This window comes from Acidicapsa dinghuensis, assembly GCF_025685685.1.
GTDB classification, from domain to species: domain Bacteria; phylum Acidobacteriota; class Terriglobia; order Terriglobales; family Acidobacteriaceae; genus Acidicapsa; species Acidicapsa dinghuensis.
In genome coordinates this window covers 265,481-287,141 of record NZ_JAGSYH010000002.1, presented here as the reverse complement: position 1 = coordinate 287,141, position 21,661 = coordinate 265,481, and the positions used below count along the sequence as shown (strand labels likewise).

Sequence of the window (21,661 nt, the reverse complement as noted above, 5' to 3'; positions counted from 1 at the left end):
AGCGTGTCCAATGGATTTTGACAGACTCGGGAAGGGATGTGTAATTTTGATGGCGTGAACGTACACGCATTTTTATGGAGGACGCGCTCCTATGAGAGCATCTATCCGTCTGCGTATTGAAAGGCTATTTGCATGAAATCGAATCGGCGCGACTTTATGCTAGGCGCTATGGCTACAGCCGCGCTCAACAGCTCGCTTGCCATGCCGGACATCAAGAAGACGCCGATATGGTTTGAGCACCCGGCAGATCGGTGGCTTCAGGCCCTGCCGGTGGGAAATGGCAGGCTTGGGGCTATGGTGTTCGGCGGCGCGTCTCGAGAGCGGTTACATCTGACAGAGAGCACCTTGTGGTCAGGCGCAGTTGCTGTCGACGGCGTTAATTCTGCCGCGCTGAAGTCCTTACCTGAAATTCGCAACCTTTTCTTTGCAGGACGCTACACGGAAGCCGAAGAACTATGCCGGAAAAACCTGTTGGGCAATGGGAGCGAATTCGGTACAGCTTTGCCGATGGCATTCCTGGAGATTGAAACGATACTGCCGACAGAGACTTCCAGATACCGGCGCTCCCTCGATCTGGAGGAAGCAATTGCGCGGGTCGAATTTGCTGCTGGCGACGCAACGTTTCATCGCGAGGTATTTGCCTCACATCCGGACAAATTAATCGTTGTCCGAATCGAGTCGAGCAAGCGTGGCAAGCTTTCGTGCAACATTGCATTTGGGGAGTCGCGGTTACCGGGAGAGATTACTGCGGAAGCTGGAATTCTGGCTCTCTACGGACATGCCTGGGAGAGCCTGCATAGCGATGGAAAACACGGAACACGCTTCGAATGTCAGATTCAAGTCATTCCTGAATCTGGGCAGATGCATAGCTCCAAAGAGGGAATCGCGATTCAGGCTGCTGATGCAGTCACCCTGTTGATCGCGATCGCGAGCGACTTCCGTGGAGGTGAGCCTGAGGAAGCCTGCTCTACTTCTCTGAGCGCTGCCCGGTCGCGATCCTACGAGTCCTTGCGCGAAGCTCATATTGCAGACCATAGCGCTCTGTATCGCCGGGTTTCCATCGATCTCGGGCAGGATGAAAATCTCTCGAAACTGCCCACCGATCAACGAAGAAAGCGTCTTGAGGCTGGCGCTGATGATCCCGGACTATGTGCGTTGTTTTTTCAATATGGACGCTATCTGACAATCGCAGGATCGCGTGAAGATTCGCCTTTGCCGCTCGCGTTGCAGGGCATCTGGAACGACGGTCTTGCAGCCGCTATGGGGTGGACCGATGATTTTCACCTCGACATCAACACGCAACAGAATTACTGGCTTTGCGAGGTTGGCAATCTTGGTGAATGTCACGCTCCGCTGGCAGCGTTAGTAGAGAGACTAACCGTTGGTGGCTCCCAGACGGCACGGGAGATGTATGGCGCGGAAGGCTGGGTGGCGCACGTCGTGACTAATGCCTGGGGATACTCCGCACCGGGATGGGGTCTCGGCTGGGGAATGTTTATGACGGGTGGCGTTTGGATCGCTCTGCAACTCTGGGAACATTACCGCTTCACCGGCGATCAGGCCTTCCTTCGCGAGAAAGCTTATCCAGTGCTGCGCGATGCAGCAAGGTTCTTCCTCTCGTATATGATCGAGCACCCAACGAAGAAATGGCTTGTCACGGGCCCTTCCAACTCTCCGGAAAACTGGTTTATTGCGCCCGATACCGGGAAACCATGTTCGGATTCCATGGGGCCAACCTGCGACCGTGTCCTTGTTTATTCACTATTCTCGGCGTGCATCCAGGCATCCGAAGCGCTTGGCCTTGATGAAACGTTGCGTGCCCGAATCGTCACTGCGCAAGATAGTTTGCCACCGTTGCAGATTGGCAAATATGGCCAGCTGCAGGAGTGGCTCGAAGACTTCGAAGAAGCCGAACCAAACCACAGGCATACCTCCCACCTTATCGCTCTTTATCCCGAAGACCAGATCTCTCCCGACAAGACTCCCGCGCTGGCGGCGGCCGCGCGCGTGACCATTGAGAGGCGGATTCACCAACCCAACTGGGAGGACACGGAGTGGAGCCGCGCAAACCTGGTGAATTACTACGCAAGGCTCTTGGATGCCGATGCGGCACATCGCCAGCTATGCGGCCTTATCGCTCATGCTGCGGATGATTCATTGCTAACGTATTCGCGGGGCGGAGTAGCCGGGGCAGAAAGCAATATCTTTGCAATTGATGGCAATACGGCAGGGGCTGCAGGCGTCGCCGAGATGCTATTGCAGTCGCAAGGAGGTCTGCTTCATCTCCTTCCCGCATTGCCATCTGCGTGGCCCACCGGCTCGGTGCGGGGTTTGCGCGCTCGCGGTTGCATTACTGTCTCGATCTTCTGGCGAGGTGGCCGCTTATCGTCCGCGATTGTCAAGGCGGACCACGAAACAGATGTGACAGTCCGATATCGATCCCGGACCGCGAAGGTACACCTGCGCGGGGGAACGGAACAGTCCATATCCATTGCGATGTTTCGAGAGCCGGAAGCTGGGTGATCACTCAAGCCAATCCGGAAGGAAGCTGGCACCAAGGAGGTTTCATGCGATCTGAACGAATCATTGGACTTTCATTGTGTCGCCGGCTCGGCATTTCCGTGGTCATCGTCTTCTGCGTTTCTCTGAGTGGTTTCGTATCTCCAGCGATAGGCCAATCCACGGGCGCTGCGCAGGGACGGATTCTCTATAACGAAACGTCGCATACTTTTCGCATGGATGGAGGCGGTGTTTCGTACGTCTTCGGCGTGAATCAGAATGGAGAGTTGCAGAACCTCTATTGGGGACAGCGCTTGCAATCTGCCGATCCCATCCTGCCGGCCCATACCAATGGAGGAACTTCAGCATTCGATCTGCCGGTAAACGCCACTCCACAGGAGTTCACGGGATGGGGCGGAGGCCTGGTTGTGGTGCCGGATTTGAAGATTTCCTTTCCAGATGGGAATCGCGACTTGGTGCTGCATTACGTATCGCACACCATTCGAGACAACACTTTGACCGTCTCGCTGAAGGACATCAGCCGTGACGTGGCCGTTGATTTGATCTACCGGATGGATGACGAAACCGGCGTGCTTGCGCGTTCGGCTCGGATCGAGAATCGAACCAAGCTACCCTTTACGATCGAACAAGCATTTGCTGCGACTTGGAACCTGGGCGCGAGCAATGACTATCAGTTGCGCTATCTCACTGGCCGTTGGGCGGGAGAATGGAATCTGCAGCAGATGCCGCTGCATCCAGGAAAGGTAGTTCTCGAGAGCCGCCGTGGCTCTACCGGGGACGAGGTAAACCCATGGTTCGCGATCGAACGCTCCAGTCAACCTGATCAGGACGTTGGAGAAGTTTGGTTTGGCGCTCTCGGATGGAGCGGATCATGGCAGATCAATGTCGAAACTGACTGGCAAGATCGGGTGCGCGTCACGGGTGGATACACGCCATTTGATTTCGCATACGTTCTTGCGCCGGGAGAATCTCTGGAAGCACCCACATTTTACGGCGGATATTCGAATGCAGGAATCGGCGGCGCTTCGCGCCTGCTGCACCGGTTCGAACTCGATTCCATCGTGCCCCAAGCACCACATCGCCGTCTGCGACCTGTTCTCTACAACTCTTGGGAAGCAACAGGCTTTGACGTCAATGAAGCCGGGCAGGAGGCCCTGGCGGAAAAGGCTGCAAGCATCGGGGGCGAGCGTTTTGTGATGGACGATGGATGGTTCGGTCAGAGGAAGGACGACCATGCGGGGCTGGGCGACTGGTATGTGAATCCAGAAAAGTTTCCGCACGGTTTGAAGCCCCTGATCGACAAAGTGCATGCGTTGGGTATGGATTTCGGGTTGTGGGTCGAGCCGGAGATGGTGAACCCAAACAGCGAGTTGTATCGGAAGCACCCGGACTGGGTTTTGAACTTCACAGGTCGTCCACGGACTGAGGGCCGCAATCAGCTCGTCCTGAACCTCGCTCGCGATGATGTTAGGGCTTACGTGTACGGGTTCCTCGATCGGCTGCTCAGCGAGAACGATATTGCGTTTTTGAAGTGGGACTACAACCGCAATTGGTCGGAGCCGGGATGGGCCGCTGCGCCGCTTGACGAGCAGAAAGAGGTCTATGTGAAATATGTGCAGAACCTCTATAGCATTCTCACCGAGCTGCGCGAAAAGCATCCGCACGTGGAAATCGAATCCTGTTCGGGGGGCGGGGCGCGTGTCGATCTCGGCATCCTGCGTTTGACCGATGAGGTTTGGCCATCCGACAACACCGATCCTTTCGACCGCCTCAGCATTCAGGATGGTTTCACCTATGCTTACGCCCCGGGCGTGATGATGGCTTGGGTGACCGACTCTCCAAACTGGATGAATGATCGGTCGACCTCTCTTGAATATCGGTTTCTTTCTTCGATGCAGGGGAGCTTAGGTATTGGCGCAAACCTGAACAAATGGAAGCCTGAAGATTTCGCGACGGCGAAAAGACTGATTGCTGAATACAAGGCGGTGCGTGCCACCGTTCAGAATGGCGAGCTTTATCGGATAATCTCACCTGCTCTAGGCAGCGAATATTCTGCGACTGAATCGGTGTCGCGTGACGCCCGTGAAGCTGCAATCTTTGCTTTTTTGCATTCCAGTCAGAAAGGGAAGCCATATCCACAGCTCTATCCGCGCGGACTTGATCCGGAGGCGGTGTACAGTCTTCATCTGCAGGAAGGCAAACTCGCTGAAGATACTGTGCCGAGAGCCAGTGGAGATTACTGGATGCACCATGGAGTCAACGTCTCTCTACGTGGCGATTTCCAAGCAGCATTTTTCACGCTGAAGCAGGATGCAGCCCAGTGAATAACGGCCCGCTTAAAAGCAAAATCGGGGTAGGTATACCGGGGCGAGCCGATGAATTGCTGATTTCCTCAAGAAATCAGCGTTTCCCACTCGGTTGTAAGGCAAGGTCATCTTCATTTTGCTCTAAATGGCAGAGTGACATCATCTCATTCGCGCACCAAAACCAACTACTCGAACCTGCACAAGCTGCACAAATAAATGCAGTTACGAGGTAGCTGAACGGGTAGGGTGTGGATTATCCGTCACCAAAGATGGCACGGTTCGAATTCCATCGCTGACACAATTGAAGCCGTCGCCAAGGCAGGCTTTTCGTGGAAAATTCGCGCTCACATTTTTGTTGGTGCCGGGAGGGGGGGTCGAACCCCCACGACCGCAAGGGTCGGCGGATTTTGAGTCCGCTGCGTCTGCCAGTTCCGCCATCCCGGCTTTAGGTGGGATCTGCGATTTTCAGTATCGCATAACCGAAGATGCCAGTCACTGTGACGCCGAATATCGACGTAATCCTTCCTCATCTCAACTTCAGCACAGTGGCCGTAGCAATCGTTGACTGCCGTCCGTCACGTTACAGCCATGCGACAATGAAATAGAGACCGCGATGACAACCGCACCTTCCTCTGGTCAATCCACCGGCGCAAATGAAGAGAATTACGTGGCTCCAACACCGGCTACGGTAACTCCTGAGCTTCTTGCGCAGCATAGTATCACTCCTGACGAATACGAACGCATCCTGACCGCACTGGGACGCGTTCCTTCGCTCACCGAACTTGGCATCTACAGTGTCATGTGGAGCGAGCATTGCTCCTACAAGTCCTCGAAAGTGCACCTGAAGCGCCTTCCTACCAAGAGTGGTCGTGTCGTTCAGGGCCCCGGGGAAAATGCTGGGATCATCGATGTTGGCGACGGCTGGGCCTGTGCGTTCAAAATCGAGAGCCACAATCATCCCAGCTATATTGAGCCTCACCAGGGCGCGGCTACCGGCGTAGGCGGTATTCTTCGTGACATTTTCACGATGGGCGCGCGGCCTTTGGCCGTGATGGATTCGCTCCGCTTCGGCCCAATTCAGCGTGGTTCCCAGGCCGACGATCTGGTCAGCAAAAACCATTCGATTGTCGAGGGAGTAGTCAGCGGAATTGCCGGTTATGGCAATTGTTTCGGTGTGCCCAATCTGGGTGGCGAAACGAAATTTGAGCCATGCTATTCAGGCAACCCACTGGTCAATGCGTTTGCACTCGGTCTGGTCAAGATTGACGAGATTTTCTATGGCAAGGCTGCTGGGGTCGGTAACCCGGTCATTTATGTCGGTGCCAAGACTGGTCGCGACGGCATTCACGGCGCGACGATGGCTTCGGAAGAGTTCAAAGAGGGCTCAGAGCAGAAGCGTCCTAACGTGCAGGTAGGCGACCCGTTCATGGAAAAGCTCCTTCTCGAAGCATGTCTTGAAGCGATGAAGACGGGCGCGATCGTCGGCATTCAAGACATGGGCGCAGCCGGGCTCACGTGCTCTACCTGCGAGATGGGAGCGCGCGGCGGCGTGGGTCTCGATGTAGAGCTTGATAACGTGCCACAACGTGAAACCGGCATGAACTCCTACGAAATCATGCTTTCGGAGAGCCAGGAGCGCATGCTCCTCGTGGCCGAAAAGGGCCGCGAGAAGGAAGTTCTCGACGTTTTCGCTAAGTGGGGACTTGACGCGGTGATCGTTGGTACGGTTAAGCCTGAATCACGTCTGCGCATCCGCCATCACGGCGTTCTCGTCGCCGATATCCCCAACGAATCCCTAACCGATGACGCACCTATCTATCACCGTCCCGTTGGTGAGTGGAGCGCTCCTGTTCTTGTCGAGCCCTCTGATGATGCCCAGGTCGCTCTGAGCGAACCTCGCAATTACACGGCTGATCTCAGAAAGCTTCTCGCCAGCGCCAACGTCAGCTCCAAGCGATGGGTTCATGAACAGTACGACACCATGGTGCAGACCAACACGGTGCAAGGACCCGGCGGAGAAGGCGGCGTAATGCGCATCAAGGGGACTGGCATGCCACGTCACGAGCGTGGCCTCGCCATGGCGCTCGACGGCAATAGCCTCTGGTGCTATTTAGATCCCAAACTCGGCGCGATGCACGCGGTTGCGGAAGCGGCCCGCAAGGTCGCATTGACCGGTGCCACACCTGTCGCTGCAACCAATTGTCTCAACTTCGGCAATCCAGAAAAACCGGAGATTATGGCTCAGCTTTCTGCGGCCATTGACGGAATCGCGGAGGCTTGTACGGCTCTTAAAACCCCTATCACCGGCGGCAATGTTTCGCTGTATAACGAGACACGTGGCGAAGGCATCTATCCCACACCAGTTCTTGGAGTCGTGGGCATTCTTGACGACGTAACTAAGGCCGTGCCAGCCGATTTCCAGCGCTCCGGAGAAGCCATTCTGCTGCTGTGGCCCATCCCTCGCGCTGAAGAGCCGAATCCCGACTTGAAAGTGCCGTTCGAACCGCTTCCGATCAGCCAATACCCGCTTCCTGCTCTCGAAGTGAAGCCACGCGATGAAGCAGAGCCGGAAGGCACAGAAGCTGAAACCAGCGCGGATCTTATTGCATTCGGCTCCTCGGAGTTTGCAAAAGTTGTGCTTGGCAGCATCTGGGGTCGCCCGCCAGCGCTAGATCTGGCAGCTGAAGCTGAGCTACATAATCTGCTAGGCATTCTTGCTCATAAAAAACTCATCTCCTCCGCCCGTGACCTGTCGGATGGTGGAATCGCCGTGGCGCTCGCTGAGTCGGCTTTTAGTCACGGTATCGGCGCAACGGTTGAGCAGGAACCTGCGTTGATGGCAAACCCACTCTTCGGCGTCTTTGCTGAACCTGCGTCCACAGTGATCGTTTCAGCGAAACAGGCTAATATCTCAGAGATTCAAAAGCTCGCCTCTGAAAGCAATTACTTTTCGGCTCGTATCGGCGCAACCGGTGGGGACAGACTGGAACTTTCCATATACGGTGATCCGGTTATCTCCGCATCTGTAGCCGAACTAAAGGAAGTCTGGGCCTCTGCGCTCGAATCTGCTCTGCATGATGAGGTGACGGCATGAACCAATTCATGTACCAGGACGTGCCTGGTGTTCCTGACACAGTTCTGCCCCCGGAAGGATCTCCGATCCCTCGACCCTGCGCATTTAATTCTGGCGGTGACGAACTGCATGAAGAGTGCGGAGTCATGGCCGTCCATGGCCACCCCGATGCGGCGCGCCAGGTCTATCTGGGTCTTTACGCTCTTCAGCATCGCGGACAGGAGTCCGCAGGCATCGCCACAGCCAACGGCCAGAATCTCTCCAACATCAAAGGCATGGGCCTTGTCTCGGAGATCTTCACCGAAGACGTTCTGCGCAAGTTGCCCGGTGATATGGCCATCGGCCACACGCGCTATTCCACAACGGGCGACTCAGCGTTGCTCAATGCGCAGCCTATCCGTGTCGAGTCCACCAAAGGCCTTATCGCTATCGCGCACAACGGCAACTTGATCAATCTCGGCAACATTCGCCTTAGACTCGAGCGCGCTGGAGCATACTTCCAGACCACGTCAGATTCAGAAATTATCGTCCAGCTCATTGCCCACTCGAAGGCTGGATCACTGGTCGATGCCATCGCAGATTCGCTCTCGCAGGTCGAAGGCGCCTTCTCGATCGTGATGATGACCCGCGACCGCATCTTCGCCGCGCGCGATCCGCGCGGCTTCCGGCCGCTCTCCATGGGACGCATCCGCAATGCCGATGGCCCAGATACGGTTGTCTTTGCCTCGGAAACTTGTGCCTTTGATCTTCTCCGAGCCGAATACGAGCGCGATGTTATGCCGGGCGAGCTCGTCATGGTTACCCAGGATGGCGTCACCAGCCGCCAGTACGCCACCGGTGTCCCACAATCAAGCTGCATCTTCGAGCAGGTTTACTTCGCTCGTCCGGATAGCCGCATCTATGGCCGTTGGGTGCAGGAGAGTCGCGAAGAAATGGGCCGTCAGCTTGCTCGCGAGTCCGGCGTTCTTGCCGATCTGGTTTGCCCTGTGCCCGACTCCGGAGTTACCGCAGCCCTTGGCTATGCAGCCGAATCCGGCCTGCCTTTCCGCTTCGGACTGATCCGCAATCACTACGTAGGCCGCACATTCATCGAGCCCGAGCAGCGTGTACGCGATTTCGGCGTTAAGTTGAAGCTCAACCCCGTTCGCAATCTGCTTCAGGGCAAGCGCGTTATCCTGATCGACGACTCCATCATCCGCGGCACCACCAGCCGTAAAATCGTCCGTATGGTGCGTGGCGCGGGAGCGAAAGAAGTCCATCTCCGCATCAGTTGTCCTCCAACAGTCTCTCCTTGCTTCTACGGTGTCGATACACCATCCAAACGTGACCTGATCGCAGCAAATAAATCCATCGAAGAGATTCGCCAGTTTATCGAAGCAGATTCGCTTGCCTATCTATCGCTCGACGGCATGCTCCATGCCTGTGGCGCTCCGCTTGCACCTGGAGAGAACGGTGGATTCTGCGTCGCCTGCTACACCGGCAAATATCCAACACAATGGATCGATGTGGATGAAATTCTGCCAGCCCGCGAACTCCGTCCTGACCAGATGCAGCTAAGCCTGGCTGAAACTCAATAGGTTAGGCTAAAAGCAAGCCGGGCAGCGATTTCCGCCCTTCCGGTTTGACCCTGTTGGCCCTCCCCTATATACTCAGAAATGTTGCAAGCGGGAGTAGCTCAGTGGTAGAGCATCGCCTTGCCAAGGCGAGGGTCGCGAGTTCAAATCTCGTCTCCCGCTCCAATCCGCCCTCCGGCGCCTGCCGGGCTGGCTACGGCAGATTGGTTTACAATCCCTCACGAACACAGAGACGGCCCTGCCAAGGCGCGGTACCCAAGCGGTAAGGGAGAGGTCTGCAAAACCTTTATGCGTCGGTTCGATCCCGACCCGCGCCTCCAATTCTTTCAAAGTCTCGCGACATTTCTTTCTCGACCATGAATTGCGGATGTCGCAAATACTCGGTCGTGAGCATTGCTAATCTTCAGAACCGGCCGATTTTCGAAGAACTCTAGAAAACACTCGCTTGTTACATGCCACATCGGGTCGTCTATTCCGATTCGCACGTAGATCGCCTGTTGCCCGCTTCAAACTTGCCTCAGCAGCCTTACGCTCATCGACGACTTACGCTGACGGAGGCGGTTGCGGGAACAACAACGATTGTCCAACTGATTGGCTTGCCTCCCGGTAGCGTTTCATGCTCGGCGCGTACTGGTTTGCCTTCGACAATCAGCCGTTGCTCCGTGCCCGGAAACTCAGCTCTCCAGCGAACCGCCGGCCCCTTTTGATTGGTGAGCCGCTGCACTGTATCACCGTGTTGTGCAAGAGAAAGCAAGTTGTGGCGGATGCTCAAGGAGGAAACGGACAGATCATCGTCTTCCTTCATCGGCTGCGGTAGCGACTGTACGTCATACGCAACGCCTGCATCCGCAGGTTCGATGCCCATGGCCCCAGAGACTAGCCCTGCTACAACTCCATAAGATACTTCCGGATACTCACGCCTCGGCTTGGCAGGATCGGAGATATCTAGGAGCACGCGATACGCAGCGTCACTGCGCCCATAGCGGAACAGGACAACGGGAGCGTAACTCTCTTCCTCGATATTGATGTTTTTCCAGTACGCAGGATTGGCGACATAGTCCAATGCCCGACGCAGATGCTCTTCATTCTTCACTGCGCCAAAGTAAAGAAGCATCGTGTCAGCGGAGCCGTATCCCTGCAGGTCTTGCTGGATTGGCCCATGGAAATGACCCTGCTCCTGCGACCACGCGACCGTCTCCACAATGTGCTGAATCGCATCAGCCTTCTTCCGCAACTCTGACGCAAGCTTCTTGTCTTCTGTAGTTGTAGCAATCTCCTGATACGAACGCATCGCGCGGTATTCGGCAGCGAGTAGATCGGCCCCGAAGATAAAATTTCTGGTTCCTTCGCTGTAGCTTGGAATGCCACGGGCATCGACAAATTCGCCCTTCTCCAAGCGCCGGTTAGCAATGCGCGGCCGTTTCAGAATGCTATCCGGTTGCAGTTGCCATTCCGTCAGGTAATCGGTGAGTGTTTCGCGGAAGAACGTTTGCATGCGCGGATCATCGCGATAACGATCGTCACCGGTCCATCGCCACATGCGCACAATGGCATCAAGCACATCAAGGTTTGCCGGAAGATTGAACCAGAAATCGTCATCCGAACGGTAGTCGGCTGTAGATGGCTGTCCTTTGCCGTCGATCTCCCAATAGCCTGCCCAGTTTTGCGAAGCCGCAGCCGAAAAAGCAAAGCGGTCGAGCATATTGCGATTGGCGTCAAACAAGCCCAGCGCAGCTGCTCCTGCAGTCTGATGCGACACGTCGCGCATGCAAAAGGCATCGCGCCCCGGCAACGCGGCCTCATACCAGGGCCCAATCGAATCCGTGCCCGGCCTCACATAAGCCAGCGCCTGCTGCTTTGCCCACGCAAAGCTCGCGTTCAGCGCCGTGTTCGACGAATGAAATTCAAGGCTGGACACAGTCCGAATGTCCTGCGCTGCCAGGAGTGTGCTGAAAACAAACGCCAGCGCACTTGCCACCCAATATCTCCGGAACAACCTGGTCATGATTGCATCTCGATGCCGCCTCTTTCGATGCTTGCGGTGTAATCTGCTCCGATAAACTTCATACTCATCTTCTACACCTCGCAATCACGACGATCGGCAAAGATAAACGGCCCGGCGTCCGATCGCGCAGTCTAACTTCGCGCAGCAGGCTTCTCTTCAAGTGTAGCGACGCGCCCTTGAATTCCGCGCATGCCGACCTTGATCGATCCGCTGCCAGCGAGATTCTGCGCCAGCACCGTTTGCCCATAGTTGGCTTGGTGAAGGTCAACGTAAGACGCTCGAACTCGCTAACGACCCTCATCGCGTTAAGAACTGCGACGCAGCGGCATCAAGACCGCTGATACGTAGAAGTCTTAGTCCAAGCTGAAATTATGTGTTGGCCGATTGCGGAGAGGCTCTACCGAAGGGTTGAGTAAGTTATCCATCCACTGGTGCAGGACAGTGCATCGATTTAGCTAGTACTGTTCATCGTGCAGCCCTTCAAGTGATCATTTCCCCCGAGCTTGGTGGGACCCCTGCCACTGGCGTTCCTCGCCAGGATTCTCTAATTCACGGAGCCGTTGACAATGCGGTCCGTTCGCTGGCGTATGCCATGGCGATCCATGTCAATGGTATGTCCCGCAAACCACTGGCTTCACTCTGCCATCATGCAAAGTCTTTTGGGAGATTCGAAAAGAATATGAACGTCGTTCGCAATGTGCTGGCATTTGCAATACTTCCATGCCTCAGTTTGTCTGCTCAACAAATCACGGGAAACATTCGCGGAACAGTTACGGACCCGAGTGGCGCTGTCATTCAGGGCGCTGCCGTTACAGCCCAGCAGGTAGAAACTGGCCTGTCGCGCAGCACGACTACTGATCGCAGTGGCAATTACGTTCTTCTGGAACTTCCCGTCGGACACTACCGCTTGCAGATCGCAGAGACAGGTTTCGAGGAATACGTGCAGGATGGCATCACGCTCGACGTGAATGAAACGGCTTCCGTCTCTCCTCATCTCGCGGTCGGATCGGAGAAGCAGCAGGTGCAGGTGAGCGCTGATGCCGAGTTGATTGAGCCAACCGTTACCAGTCTGGGCGAGGTTGTGGAACAGCGTGAGTTGGAGGATCTACCTCTGAATGGACGCAACTTCGCGCAACTTGGTCTGTTGCAGCCCGGAGTTGTTCCCTTGACGCCTGGAATTGCTGAAGCGGGCGGATCGCTGCGCAATGGGCAAGCTTACGCGGTCAACGGACAGCGGCCTGAATCGAACAACTTTCTCATCGATGGCGCGAACAACTTCAATGGCGTCGACGGTGGGTTTGTGCTCAAGCCGCCAGTGGATGCTATCGCTGAGTTCCGCATCATCACGCACAGCGCGAACGCCGAGTTTGGAAACGCGCTCGGATCGACTACGAACATCATCACGCGGTCGGGCACGAACCAGATCCACGGCACCTTATGGGAGTTTCTGCGCAACGACGTATTCGACGCCAACAATTACTTCTATACCGAGCAGTCGAAGGAGCCGTTGAAGCAGAACCAGTTTGGCGCTACGGCTGGTGGGCCGATCAAAAAGGATAAAACCTTCGTCTTCGGCTTCTATGAAGGCTTTCGCAATCGCCAGGGTGAGACCGCGGAAACCACAGTGCCATCGGTTGCGGAGCGTGGTGGCGACTTCTCCGCACTTTGCCCGGAGGGCTTCACGGAGGGATTCTGCAACAATCCGTCGAACCAGCTTTTCAACGTTCTGGCCAATGCACCATACCCGAATAATCAGGTACCGCAGGAACAGATCAACTCAGTTTCACAAAACCTGCTGAGCTTCTTCCCGCTTCCGAATGCCGGCACGAATCTGTTCTCCACGACGCAAGTCTTGAGCAATAATAGCGATCAGTTCGGCATTAAAGTTGACCATTACCTCGACTCCCGCGACACGCTGAGCTTCCGCTACATGTTTTACCAACTCTCTCAGGTTGATCCGCTATCGCCGGGCGGCGCCAGCGTGCCAGGCTTTCCGGTAGGCGAAGACCAACGTGCGCAAAACTTCGTCGCACAAGAAACGCACACCTTCTCGCCAACACTCATCGGCGTGGCGCGATTCTCGTTTCTCCGCAATAAGTTCCTCTTCGGCGAGCATGAGAACCATGAGTCGCCCTCAAGCCTTGGATTCCAATACCAGCCGAGCCTCGATATTGCCGCTGGACCGCCATTCATCCAGGTGAATGGTTACGCTGACGTCGGCGATCCCATTACCGGCCCGCGCAACACCTACGAAAACGTCTTCGATTACTCTGGCTCGCTGAGCTGGGTGCGCGGCAAGCATGAGCTGAAATTCGGCGGCGGATACCAGCATCAGAAGATCAATGTGCTCCAAGGGATCGCGACCAACGGCTTCTTTGTATTCGAGCCATTTCCTGTAACGGACGCGTTCGCCAGCTTCCTCACCGGGCAGGCGGTCGTCTTCCTACAGGGGATCGGCGATTTCTCACGCGAGATTCCCGGCAAGAATGCGAACTTGTATGTGCAGGACACTTACAAGGTCACGTCGCGATTCACAATCAATGCCGGCCTGCGTTACGAGTTGCCCTACCCATACACCGAAATTCACAACCGTCTCTCGTTATTTGAGCCCGCGAAGAAGTCCCAAGTCATGCCAAACGCACCGACGGGGCTCCTATATCCGGGAGATCCCGGAGTACCCGCAGGCCTGATTCAGACCGATTACAAGGCGTTTGCACCGCGCCTTGGCCTTGCGTGGGACCCGGATGGTCATGGCCGTTCACTGATAACTTCCTCGTACGGTATCTTCTATGAGCCTTATTACACCGGGCAGGGAGGACCTTTGCAGGCGCCGATAAGCGCACCTCCATTCCTGGGAACGCCGCAGGTGAGTTTGCCAGACTTTGCAAATCCGTTCAACGGCAATCCTCCGGTCCCAGGAACATTCTCCCCATCACTCACGAACCTGACTCTTTCGCCGTCGCTGACGCTTCCTTATACGCAGGATTGGGATTTGAACCTGCAGCACTCGTTCGGGTCAGACTGGTTGTTCGAGGTCGGATACATCGGCACCAAGGGCACACGTCTGCCGCGCTTTATCGAAGCGAACCCCGCGGTTTTCGTTCCCGGATATGTCGACGGCCAGCCGATATCGAATTCCAGCAATGCCGATCAGCGGCGACTCTATTCCCGCTGCACGCTCGCCGATTCGCCAAGCAGTTGCGTGTTCTCATCGACTGGCGAGATCGCAGGCATTGCCAACTCGGCATACAACGCGTTGGAAGCGTCGATGCGCAAGCGTTTCAGTCACGGGCTGTCATTCCTCGCGTCATACACGTGGTCGAAGACCATCGACGATGTCTCGTCGCTCAACATAACAGGATCGGCGGCGAAGCCAGTCGCAGGCGAAAACGATCTCGCCCAGGATCCATTCAATCTCGCAGCAGAACGTGGACTCTCGCTGTTCGACGCGCGCAACCGATTCGTCGGCAGCTATGAATGGGCGCTTCCGTTCTGGAACCATCCCCAGAACTGGTACCAGTGGGCATTCGGTGGTTGGCAATTAGATGGCATTGCCACACTGATGAGTGGCACACCGTTCACCGTCTTCGACTCCAACGACGTTGCGGCGCAAGGCAGCGCACCGGAGATCACCGGATTTTCCGCGCAGCGCCCAAATCTCATCGGCAATCCCAATAACGGGCCGCGCGCGGTGAACGCGTGGATCAATACCAGCGCTTACCAACGGCTCGATCCCACCGCCAACGCGGGGCAGTTTGGTACGGAAGGCCGCAATGTGAATATTGGCCCGGCTTATAGCGACTGGGACTTCGCTGCGCACAAGAATATTAGGGTGACAGAGTCAAAGCAGCTCCAGTTCCGCGCGGAACTGTTCGATATCCTCAATCGCACGAACTTCAGACTGCCTGATTGCGACATCAGTTCGCCGACATTCAATCACATCCTTGAGGCGGAGTCTCCGCGTCAGGTGCAGTTTGCATTGAAGTTCATGTATTAGCAGATTGGAACGAGCAGAAGTAGAATGTCAGCAAAAACGGCGCCTTCATGGAACAGGTGATCCATGTTTGAGATGACATCAAGGACGCATTGAGTACGTCGTGTCAGCACAGGAGCGAACCGCGGGCATTCAGTTGTAGCACGGCGATAGTTTTTAAAGGCCGAGTGTTAGGACTGAATGTCCATGGTTGATCAGCCGCAGCGCTTCAGTAATCATTTGATGTTTTGCCGGATCGCTGTAGCTAGATCATCGGGATCGAAGCCGAAAGGTCCGGGCTTGCTCTTGTACAGCACGCGTCCGCCAGGAGCGATCAGATATAACCTATCTGGCCATCCGGTGTAGGCAGCTTCGACGCGATTGTCGAACCCATCAACGAGCGCGGGGAATTTGATTCCAAGCTTGCGTACGCAGGCGCCAGCTACAGAAAACCGCTCGCTCTCATCTTTGGGACTGGCAAAGAGCACATGGTCGCGCACATTCGACTGCATCTCCCACACATCTGTGGGATGCGCTTCAAGGATGTAGACTGCGTAGAACGCAATCTTGTCCTTGTACTGCCCAGCCAGTTTGTTCAGGGCGGGAACCTCCCGCCGAAAAGGCGGTCAGGTATAGCTCCCGAAGACGAGCACAACTGGCTTCTCTGTCCAAAGCGAGCCCAGCTGCATGGGAGTCTTGATCTCAAGGGTTTTTACAGTAAAGTCGGGAGCGGAATCGCCCGGATTTACGTGACCAAAGCGGGCCTGGGTCCACATGGTTTCAAACGGAAACAGGAAATAGGCCGGCATCGGCATATGCATCATCACATGTCCGAAGACCTCGGGCGACTGATGCATGGCCCAATCGATATATCCCACGAAGACAATCCAGAGAACAACCAGCACGCCGCATGTTCGGAGCAACCAACGGTTGCGGAACCAGCGTTTTATGGGTGTCTTCATCTGTAACTCCCTTCGGCTACTTCGTCAGGCCATTCATCTCAAGGTAGCCTTGCGGTGAAATTCCAAAGGCATCTGCGACGCGGTTGAAGAACGCAAACATCGCCGTTATGTAAACAGCCTCAGCGATTTGCGGCTCTGTCCATCCATGATCGCGCAAGTTCTGGACATCTTCTGGCGTCGTCCGATAGGCGGCTTCCGTCACCTTCGCCACGTAGTCCAGCAAAGCGCGTTCGGCACCTGTGAGATCGGCTTCGTCGAGTTTGCCCTCGACCAGCGCCAGCACCGTCTTTTCATTGGCTCCCTGAACCCGCAGGAAGTAGGCATGCGAGTCCAGTCAATATGGACAACGATTCAGATACGACACCCAACTGGCGATCGCCTCTTTTTGGCGGCGGTTCAGATGTCCTTCGGAGAAATGGACGGTGTCGCCGAACTTCATTACATCACGCAGGAAATCCGGACGATGGCCGAAACACTTCAGAATGCCTGGCATCTTTTGCCTGCCGGATTTCTGACGCCACTCATCGTAGACTGTGGCTGCTTCGCCCGCCGCGTCTGCGTCTTCAATTAACTGAATCTTGGTTGGGATATCAGCCAAGGAGATCTCTCCGATTTGAAGAGGAATATATCATGACGCCATCGTGTGAAAGAATCCATCCTTCGGTTGAAGATTTTCGCCGATTAGCTCACCCGCCTTGCAAGAGAATCACAACACAACGCGATCTTTCCCTTGCCTGCGGGTGACATGCTCCCGATCGAGATATTCCAGCAACGGAATTGCATATTTGCGAGAGACTCCCGTGATGTCTTTGAAATCCGCGATACTAAGCGATTGGCCTCTTAGCGTGCGCATCTGTTCTTTTAGCTGAGCCAGTACTTTCTGGTGCATGCAGAGCGAATCGCTCCCAAGGCGGATCAGCTTCTGTTCACGCAACAAAGTCGTGATCAACCGCCGCATTTCCATCTTTTCCACGCCAAGCTCTAAAGCCAGATCATCAGGTGCCGGCGAGGCCAACCCCGCCTTTTCGTAAGCACTGCAAATCGAGGCAATCTTTGCCTGGTTATGCTCGGTTTGATCGTGATTGATTTCACCCGGGAGCAGAAGCTCGTTCACAATCCGCAATTTTCCCGCTCTGGCAAGCCGTCTCAGGGCCCATGTGAAGACAGCGGGCTGCAGGCGCATCTGGCTGCCCACGGCCGATCTCTTGACACCCACTATTCCAGATGAATGAAAAAGTCTTTCGAGTTCCTTGCCCACGAGAGTGGTGGCGTCCAACAGAGCCTTTTGCACGATTAGCAATTCGTCATCGAGAAAATAAATATTTTCTTCCTTTATCGATTGTGCGAGATGAGCGTGAATCGCTTCAACTCTCAAACCGGCCTCGGCGGAGAGTTGTGACTCCCGAATACCTGTCATTCCTCGCCGGGCTATGCGAAACACGAGTTGCTGATCTGGAATCTCCCAACGAATTTGTTCCAGCCATGTCTGCGCTCTCGATTTGACCCATGGCTGAACCGGGTGCGCATCCAATATGCGGCCTCCCCCAATGGTCTGAATAGACGCTCCGTATCGTAGAACAAACCTGTCTCCAGGTAACAAAACAGTTGGCTTCGTCAGCCGAAGGCGCGCAAGACATTTGCCACCCGAATCAATCGAGGTATAGCCATATATCAACACCAATGCCGTGCATTCCGAGGCGAACGCGTGAAAATGAACCCGCGCGCGATGCTTCAGTACGGGTGACGTTGCGAGCAGTCTGATCTCAACATCCACCAGGTCTACTGCTGCAAGAGTTCCGGGCTCGACCAGCGTGTCTCCTCGCGACAGTTCTGATGTCTCCAGCCGGGTCAGATTGAGCGCCACGCGCGTTGCGGCCTTAACCTCGCTGGACGTTCGGCCGTGCGACTGTATCCCACGGACCTTCGCCATTCTTGCTCCGGGTTCGATAGCAATTTCTTGACCCGCAGCAACAGATCCAGAGATCAGCGTTCCGGTCACCACAGTCCCAAAGCCTTTCATTGCGAACGCCCGGTCAAGTGGCAACCTCACAAGGCGATCGCTATCCCGGCAGGAGATTCTCGTCTCCAACTTACGCAATTCATCTTTCAGCGTGTCCAGCCCGAAGCCGGTATATGCGCTCACCTCAATCAGAGGTTCGGAGGAAAGAAACGTAGTGCTCAGGAACTGCTTCACTGACGATCGGACCTCTTTCAGACGGTTCGAATCGACGGCATCTTTTTTGGTAAGCACGGTGAGTCCACACTCGATACCCAGGATGGAGCAAATCGCCAGATGTTCCTCAGTCTGAGGCTTTACGCCTTCTTCCGCTGAAATCACTAACAGGACGGCGTCAATTCCTCCGGCGCCTGCCAACATATTGCGAACAAAGCGAGCATGCCCAGGGACGTCAATGAAACTCAACTGAAGTGGCGAGCCGTCGTGAGCGCTGGTATCGAAAGAAGCAAAGCCTAAATCAATGGTGATGCCACGCCGTTTTTCATCAGGCAACCGGTCTGTGTCCACTCCCGTTAACGCTCGAATGAGAGCTGTTTTTCCATGATCAATGTGGCCAGCCGTCCCAATCACGACGGTTCTGGGCAACATATGTGCCACTGGCTGTTGGCTGTCAGGACGCGTGGATATGTCAGCCAAGCACATTCCTCCCGGCTGTTACTTGCGAGGACGATAATACGTTAATCGTCTCCGCCAAAAACTTGTCATAGGAAGGCTCGACCGTGCGAAGATCCAGAAGCACGTGATCCTCTTCGATCCGAGCGATGACCGGGGGATCAAGTCTTCGTAGTGCGCCGAGCAACTCCTGTGCTGTGAGATCTGCATGCCGAAGCGAGATAGCGACACTCTTCAGTCTCGCTTTGGGAGTTGTGCCGCCGCCCACCAGGCTTTCGACCTCTTTGATCTTCACAGAGAGCCTGGAACTGTCGAGAACATCCGCAATGGATCGGCAGCGTTTCTCGATCTCTTCTCCGTGTGTCGCGATCGTTTTGAGAATCGGTATGCCATCGAACGAGCCGTCAACGTACTGCATCAAAGTTGCTTCCAATGCGGCGTATCCAAGCTTGTCGACACGAAAAGTACGAAAGAGAGAATCACGTCTTATCTGATCGACAAGCTGCCTGTTTCCTGTAAGGATGCCGCATTGCGGCCCGCCCAGAAGCTTGTCGCCGCTTACAGCCACGAGGTCGCATCCTGCACTTAAGCTCTCGGCCCAGGTGTGTTCGCCTTGAATCCCATAAGGTTCCAATGCATGCAGCAACCCGGTTCCATGATCTTCAAAAACCGGGATATTCGCGCGCTTCCCAAGAGCGGTGAGGTCCTCAAGCGATGGCCGCTCTACAAACCCATCCATGCTGAAATTGGACTGATGCACGCGCAGGATCAAGCCCGTATTCGCTGAAAGGGCATTCTCGTAGTCGGCAACTTTAGTTCTGTTCGTTGTGCCGATTTCTCTCAGTAATGCTCCTGACTCCTTCAGAATTTCAGGAATGCGGAATCCGCCGCCAATCTCAACGAGCTCTCCGCGCGAGACAATGACTTCTTTTCCCTTGGCCAGCGCGTGCAAGGCGAGATATGTCGCAGCCGCGCAATTATTCACTATGGTGGCGCCATAGGTTTCAGCAAGAGTCTCTCTTTCCTCTCGATCGCTGAGGAGAGTAAGCAACAACGACTCAATATGCTGGTCTCTCTTTCCGCGTTCACCACGTTCGAGATCAAACTCAAGATTGGAGTAGCCACCTGCAATCTCGGCGATATGATCCAATGCTGCCCGGCTCAATGGTGAGCGGCCCAGATTCGTATGCAGGACTACTCCTGTGGCATTGACGACACGTCGCAAAGAGTATCTGGGTGCACTTAGCAATTGGGACTCAATCGTTTCAGGCAATTGGGCAATGCGACTGATTAGCGTCGACTGTGAATGTTCTATGCGGGTAATCTCGCACCGAATTTCTTCAATCGCGGCGCGGACAGCATTCACAACAGCACCGTGCGAGTACGTCTGCTTGAGCCGTTGTACCCGCGGATCAAGCAGAACGTCACTCACTGAAGGTAGCTCACGATAGAGCATCTCTTTGAAAGAGCCGGTTGAGTCTATCTCCAGCGTCATCTCGCCAGTTTCCTCTATGTTCATTCTGTTCAGGCGCTAAAACTACCGCAGAAGGATTGCGGGATCTCCCTCTTTCACTCTCCCGATGATTGCTGCGGGAATTGCAGCATGATGCATCGATCTAAGCAGAGTTTCAGATTGCTCCTCGCTTACGCTGATCAGTAAACCGCCGGATGTCTGTGGATCAAACATCAGCGTCCGAAGATCGCCCGGAACGGTGCCAGGCGAATCCTCTGTAACAATACATTCTGCGTACTCGCGATTGGCCAGCAATCCCGCAGGAACCGAACCAAGTTTGATGGCATCCAAAGCGCCCGTAAGCCGTGGCACGTTCTCTGTATCAATCTCCAACACCACTTTGCTCGCCATCGCGACCTCGCGTCCATGCCCCATGAGCCCGAAGCCTGTCACATCCGTCATCGCATGTATCCCATCATGCATCGACACGATCGCGGCCGCATGCTGATTTAGCGTGGTCATGGATTGGATCGCAGCTTCTACCCATTCATCCTTTGCCTTACCCTGTTTCAGTGCCGTTGTAATGACGCCAGTTCCAAGGGGCTTCGTAAGAATCAGCGTATCTCCAGCCCGAGCGCCGGCATTGGTGCGCACGCGTGTTGAGCTAATCATGCCAGTAACAGAATAGCCAAATTTCATCTCTGCGTCGCGAACGCTGTGACCGCCCACAACAGTGCAGATAGCTTCGGCCATCTTGCTCAGGCCACCGCGCATCATTTGGCCTAGAATCGCAAGATCCCCATCCTGGGGATAACAAACAATCGCCAGTGCCGTTACAGGTTTGCCGCCCATCGCATATACATCGCTCAATGCATTTGCCGCCGCAATCTGCCCAAAAGTAAACGGATCATCGACCATCGGCGTGAAGAAGTCGACGGTTTGAACCAAAGCCAAATCGTCGCCAATCTTGTAGATCCCGGCGTCATCCGAGTGATCAAATCCCACCAGCAGATTCGGATCGGATTGAGTGGGGAGTCCATCCAACACCGCTCTGAGCGAGCCGGGAGCGAGCTTGCTGGCGCATCCGCCGGCCTTAACTTGTTGTGTCAGTTTCATAGGAGATGAAGAAGCCGTTTCCTCTCGAATCGCCGTTCTTGCAGCGCCAT

General features: G+C 55.2%; 12 protein-coding genes, 3 tRNA genes and 1 pseudogene. 7 read left to right on the top strand and 9 right to left on the bottom strand.

Annotated elements, in window-relative coordinates:
• Positions 1-132 precede the first annotated feature (132 nt).
• Complete coding sequence (locus tag OHL22_RS04725; RefSeq protein WP_263333771.1) at positions 133-2,523, top strand: glycoside hydrolase family 95 protein; 2,391 nt, start codon at positions 133-135, stop codon at positions 2,521-2,523.
• 44 nt (positions 2,524-2,567) lie between these two features.
• Positions 2,568-4,844 (top strand): alpha-galactosidase, encoded by a 2,277-nt coding sequence (locus OHL22_RS04720; protein WP_263333770.1) that lies wholly within the window; start codon positions 2,568-2,570, stop codon positions 4,842-4,844.
• A gap of 338 nt (positions 4,845-5,182) precedes the next feature.
• Here OHL22_RS04720 and OHL22_RS04715 read toward each other — a convergent pair.
• Positions 5,183-5,270, bottom strand: a tRNA-Leu gene (locus tag OHL22_RS04715).
• A gap of 169 nt (positions 5,271-5,439) precedes the next feature.
• Here OHL22_RS04715 and purL point away from each other — a divergent pair.
• From purL to OHL22_RS04695, 4 genes are all read left to right on the top strand, one after another.
• Positions 5,440-7,920 carry a phosphoribosylformylglycinamidine synthase subunit PurL gene (gene purL, locus OHL22_RS04710; RefSeq protein ID WP_263333769.1) on the top strand — a complete coding sequence of 827 codons (2,481 nt, stop codon included), beginning with the start codon at positions 5,440-5,442 and terminating at the stop codon, positions 7,918-7,920.
• A 125-nt stretch (positions 7,921-8,045) separates the two neighbouring features.
• Positions 8,046-9,476, top strand: a complete 1,431-nt coding sequence (gene purF / locus OHL22_RS04705; RefSeq protein ID WP_377819144.1) for an amidophosphoribosyltransferase — start codon at positions 8,046-8,048, stop codon at positions 9,474-9,476.
• Between the two features lie 87 nt (positions 9,477-9,563).
• Positions 9,564-9,638 (top strand) — tRNA-Gly (locus OHL22_RS04700).
• Positions 9,639-9,718: 80 nt separating this feature from the next.
• Positions 9,719-9,793 (top strand) — tRNA-Cys (locus OHL22_RS04695).
• Positions 9,794-10,005: 212 nt separating this feature from the next.
• On the opposite strand, the gene OHL22_RS04690 is transcribed toward OHL22_RS04695, so the two are convergent.
• Positions 10,006-11,478 (bottom strand): hypothetical protein, encoded by a 1,473-nt coding sequence (locus OHL22_RS04690; RefSeq protein ID WP_263333765.1) that lies wholly within the window; start codon positions 11,476-11,478, stop codon positions 10,006-10,008.
• 679 nt (positions 11,479-12,157) lie between these two features.
• Between OHL22_RS04690 and OHL22_RS04685 the strand changes: the two genes are divergently transcribed.
• Entirely contained in the window at positions 12,158-15,475 is a 3,318-nt protein-coding gene (locus OHL22_RS04685) for a carboxypeptidase regulatory-like domain-containing protein (protein WP_263333763.1), read from the top strand.
• 212 nt (positions 15,476-15,687) lie between these two features.
• Here the strand turns inward: OHL22_RS04685 and OHL22_RS04680 are convergent.
• The 7 genes and pseudogenes from OHL22_RS04680 to selD all read right to left on the bottom strand — a co-directional run.
• A pseudogene (locus OHL22_RS04680) lies at positions 15,688-16,065 on the bottom strand (deiodinase-like protein); the annotation flags it as partial.
• 12 nt (positions 16,066-16,077) lie between these two features.
• On the bottom strand, positions 16,078-16,413 hold the full coding sequence (locus OHL22_RS04675) for a thioredoxin domain-containing protein (RefSeq protein WP_263333761.1): 336 nt from the start codon (positions 16,411-16,413) through the stop codon (positions 16,078-16,080).
• 16 nt (positions 16,414-16,429) lie between these two features.
• Positions 16,430-16,696, bottom strand: a complete 267-nt coding sequence (locus OHL22_RS04670) for a carboxymuconolactone decarboxylase family protein (protein ID WP_263333760.1) — start codon at positions 16,694-16,696, stop codon at positions 16,430-16,432.
• Between the two features lie 51 nt (positions 16,697-16,747).
• A complete protein-coding gene (locus OHL22_RS04665; protein WP_263333757.1) occupies positions 16,748-17,011 on the bottom strand; it encodes a carboxymuconolactone decarboxylase family protein in 264 nt (87 codons plus the stop codon).
• 108 nt (positions 17,012-17,119) lie between these two features.
• Positions 17,120-19,066, bottom strand: a complete 1,947-nt coding sequence (gene selB, locus OHL22_RS04660; protein WP_263333755.1) for a selenocysteine-specific translation elongation factor — start codon at positions 19,064-19,066, stop codon at positions 17,120-17,122.
• Positions 19,059-20,537, bottom strand: a complete 1,479-nt coding sequence (selA, locus tag OHL22_RS04655) for an L-seryl-tRNA(Sec) selenium transferase (RefSeq protein ID WP_263333753.1) — start codon at positions 20,535-20,537, stop codon at positions 19,059-19,061. Before selA ends, selB begins: the two co-directional genes overlap by 8 nt.
• A gap of 42 nt (positions 20,538-20,579) precedes the next feature.
• Positions 20,580-21,611: a selenide, water dikinase SelD gene (gene selD, locus OHL22_RS04650; RefSeq protein ID WP_263333751.1), complete on the bottom strand. Its 1,032-nt coding sequence runs from the start codon at positions 21,609-21,611 to the stop codon at positions 20,580-20,582.
• Positions 21,612-21,661: the final 50 nt, after the last annotated feature.

Excerpts from the sequence above, each read along its gene's own strand:
- OHL22_RS04720 (WP_263333770.1), top strand. The coding sequence starts at position 2,568 with ATGCGATCTGAACGAATCATTGGACTTTCATTGTGTCGCCGGCTCGGC.
- purL (WP_263333769.1), top strand. The coding sequence starts at position 5,440 with ATGACAACCGCACCTTCCTCTGGTCAATCCACCGGCGCAAATGAAGAG.
- OHL22_RS04685 (WP_263333763.1), top strand. The coding sequence starts at position 12,158 with ATGAACGTCGTTCGCAATGTGCTGGCATTTGCAATACTTCCATGCCTC.
- OHL22_RS04675 (WP_263333761.1), bottom strand. The coding sequence starts at position 16,413 with ATGAAGACACCCATAAAACGCTGGTTCCGCAACCGTTGGTTGCTCCGA.
- OHL22_RS04690 (WP_263333765.1), bottom strand. The coding sequence starts at position 11,478 with ATGACCAGGTTGTTCCGGAGATATTGGGTGGCAAGTGCGCTGGCGTTT.
- selD (WP_263333751.1), bottom strand. The coding sequence starts at position 21,611 with ATGAAACTGACACAACAAGTTAAGGCCGGCGGATGCGCCAGCAAGCTC.
- purF (WP_377819144.1), top strand. The coding sequence starts at position 8,046 with ATGGCCGTCCATGGCCACCCCGATGCGGCGCGCCAGGTCTATCTGGGT.
- selA (WP_263333753.1), bottom strand. The coding sequence starts at position 20,537 with ATGACGCTGGAGATAGACTCAACCGGCTCTTTCAAAGAGATGCTCTAT.
- OHL22_RS04725 (WP_263333771.1), top strand. The coding sequence starts at position 133 with ATGAAATCGAATCGGCGCGACTTTATGCTAGGCGCTATGGCTACAGCC.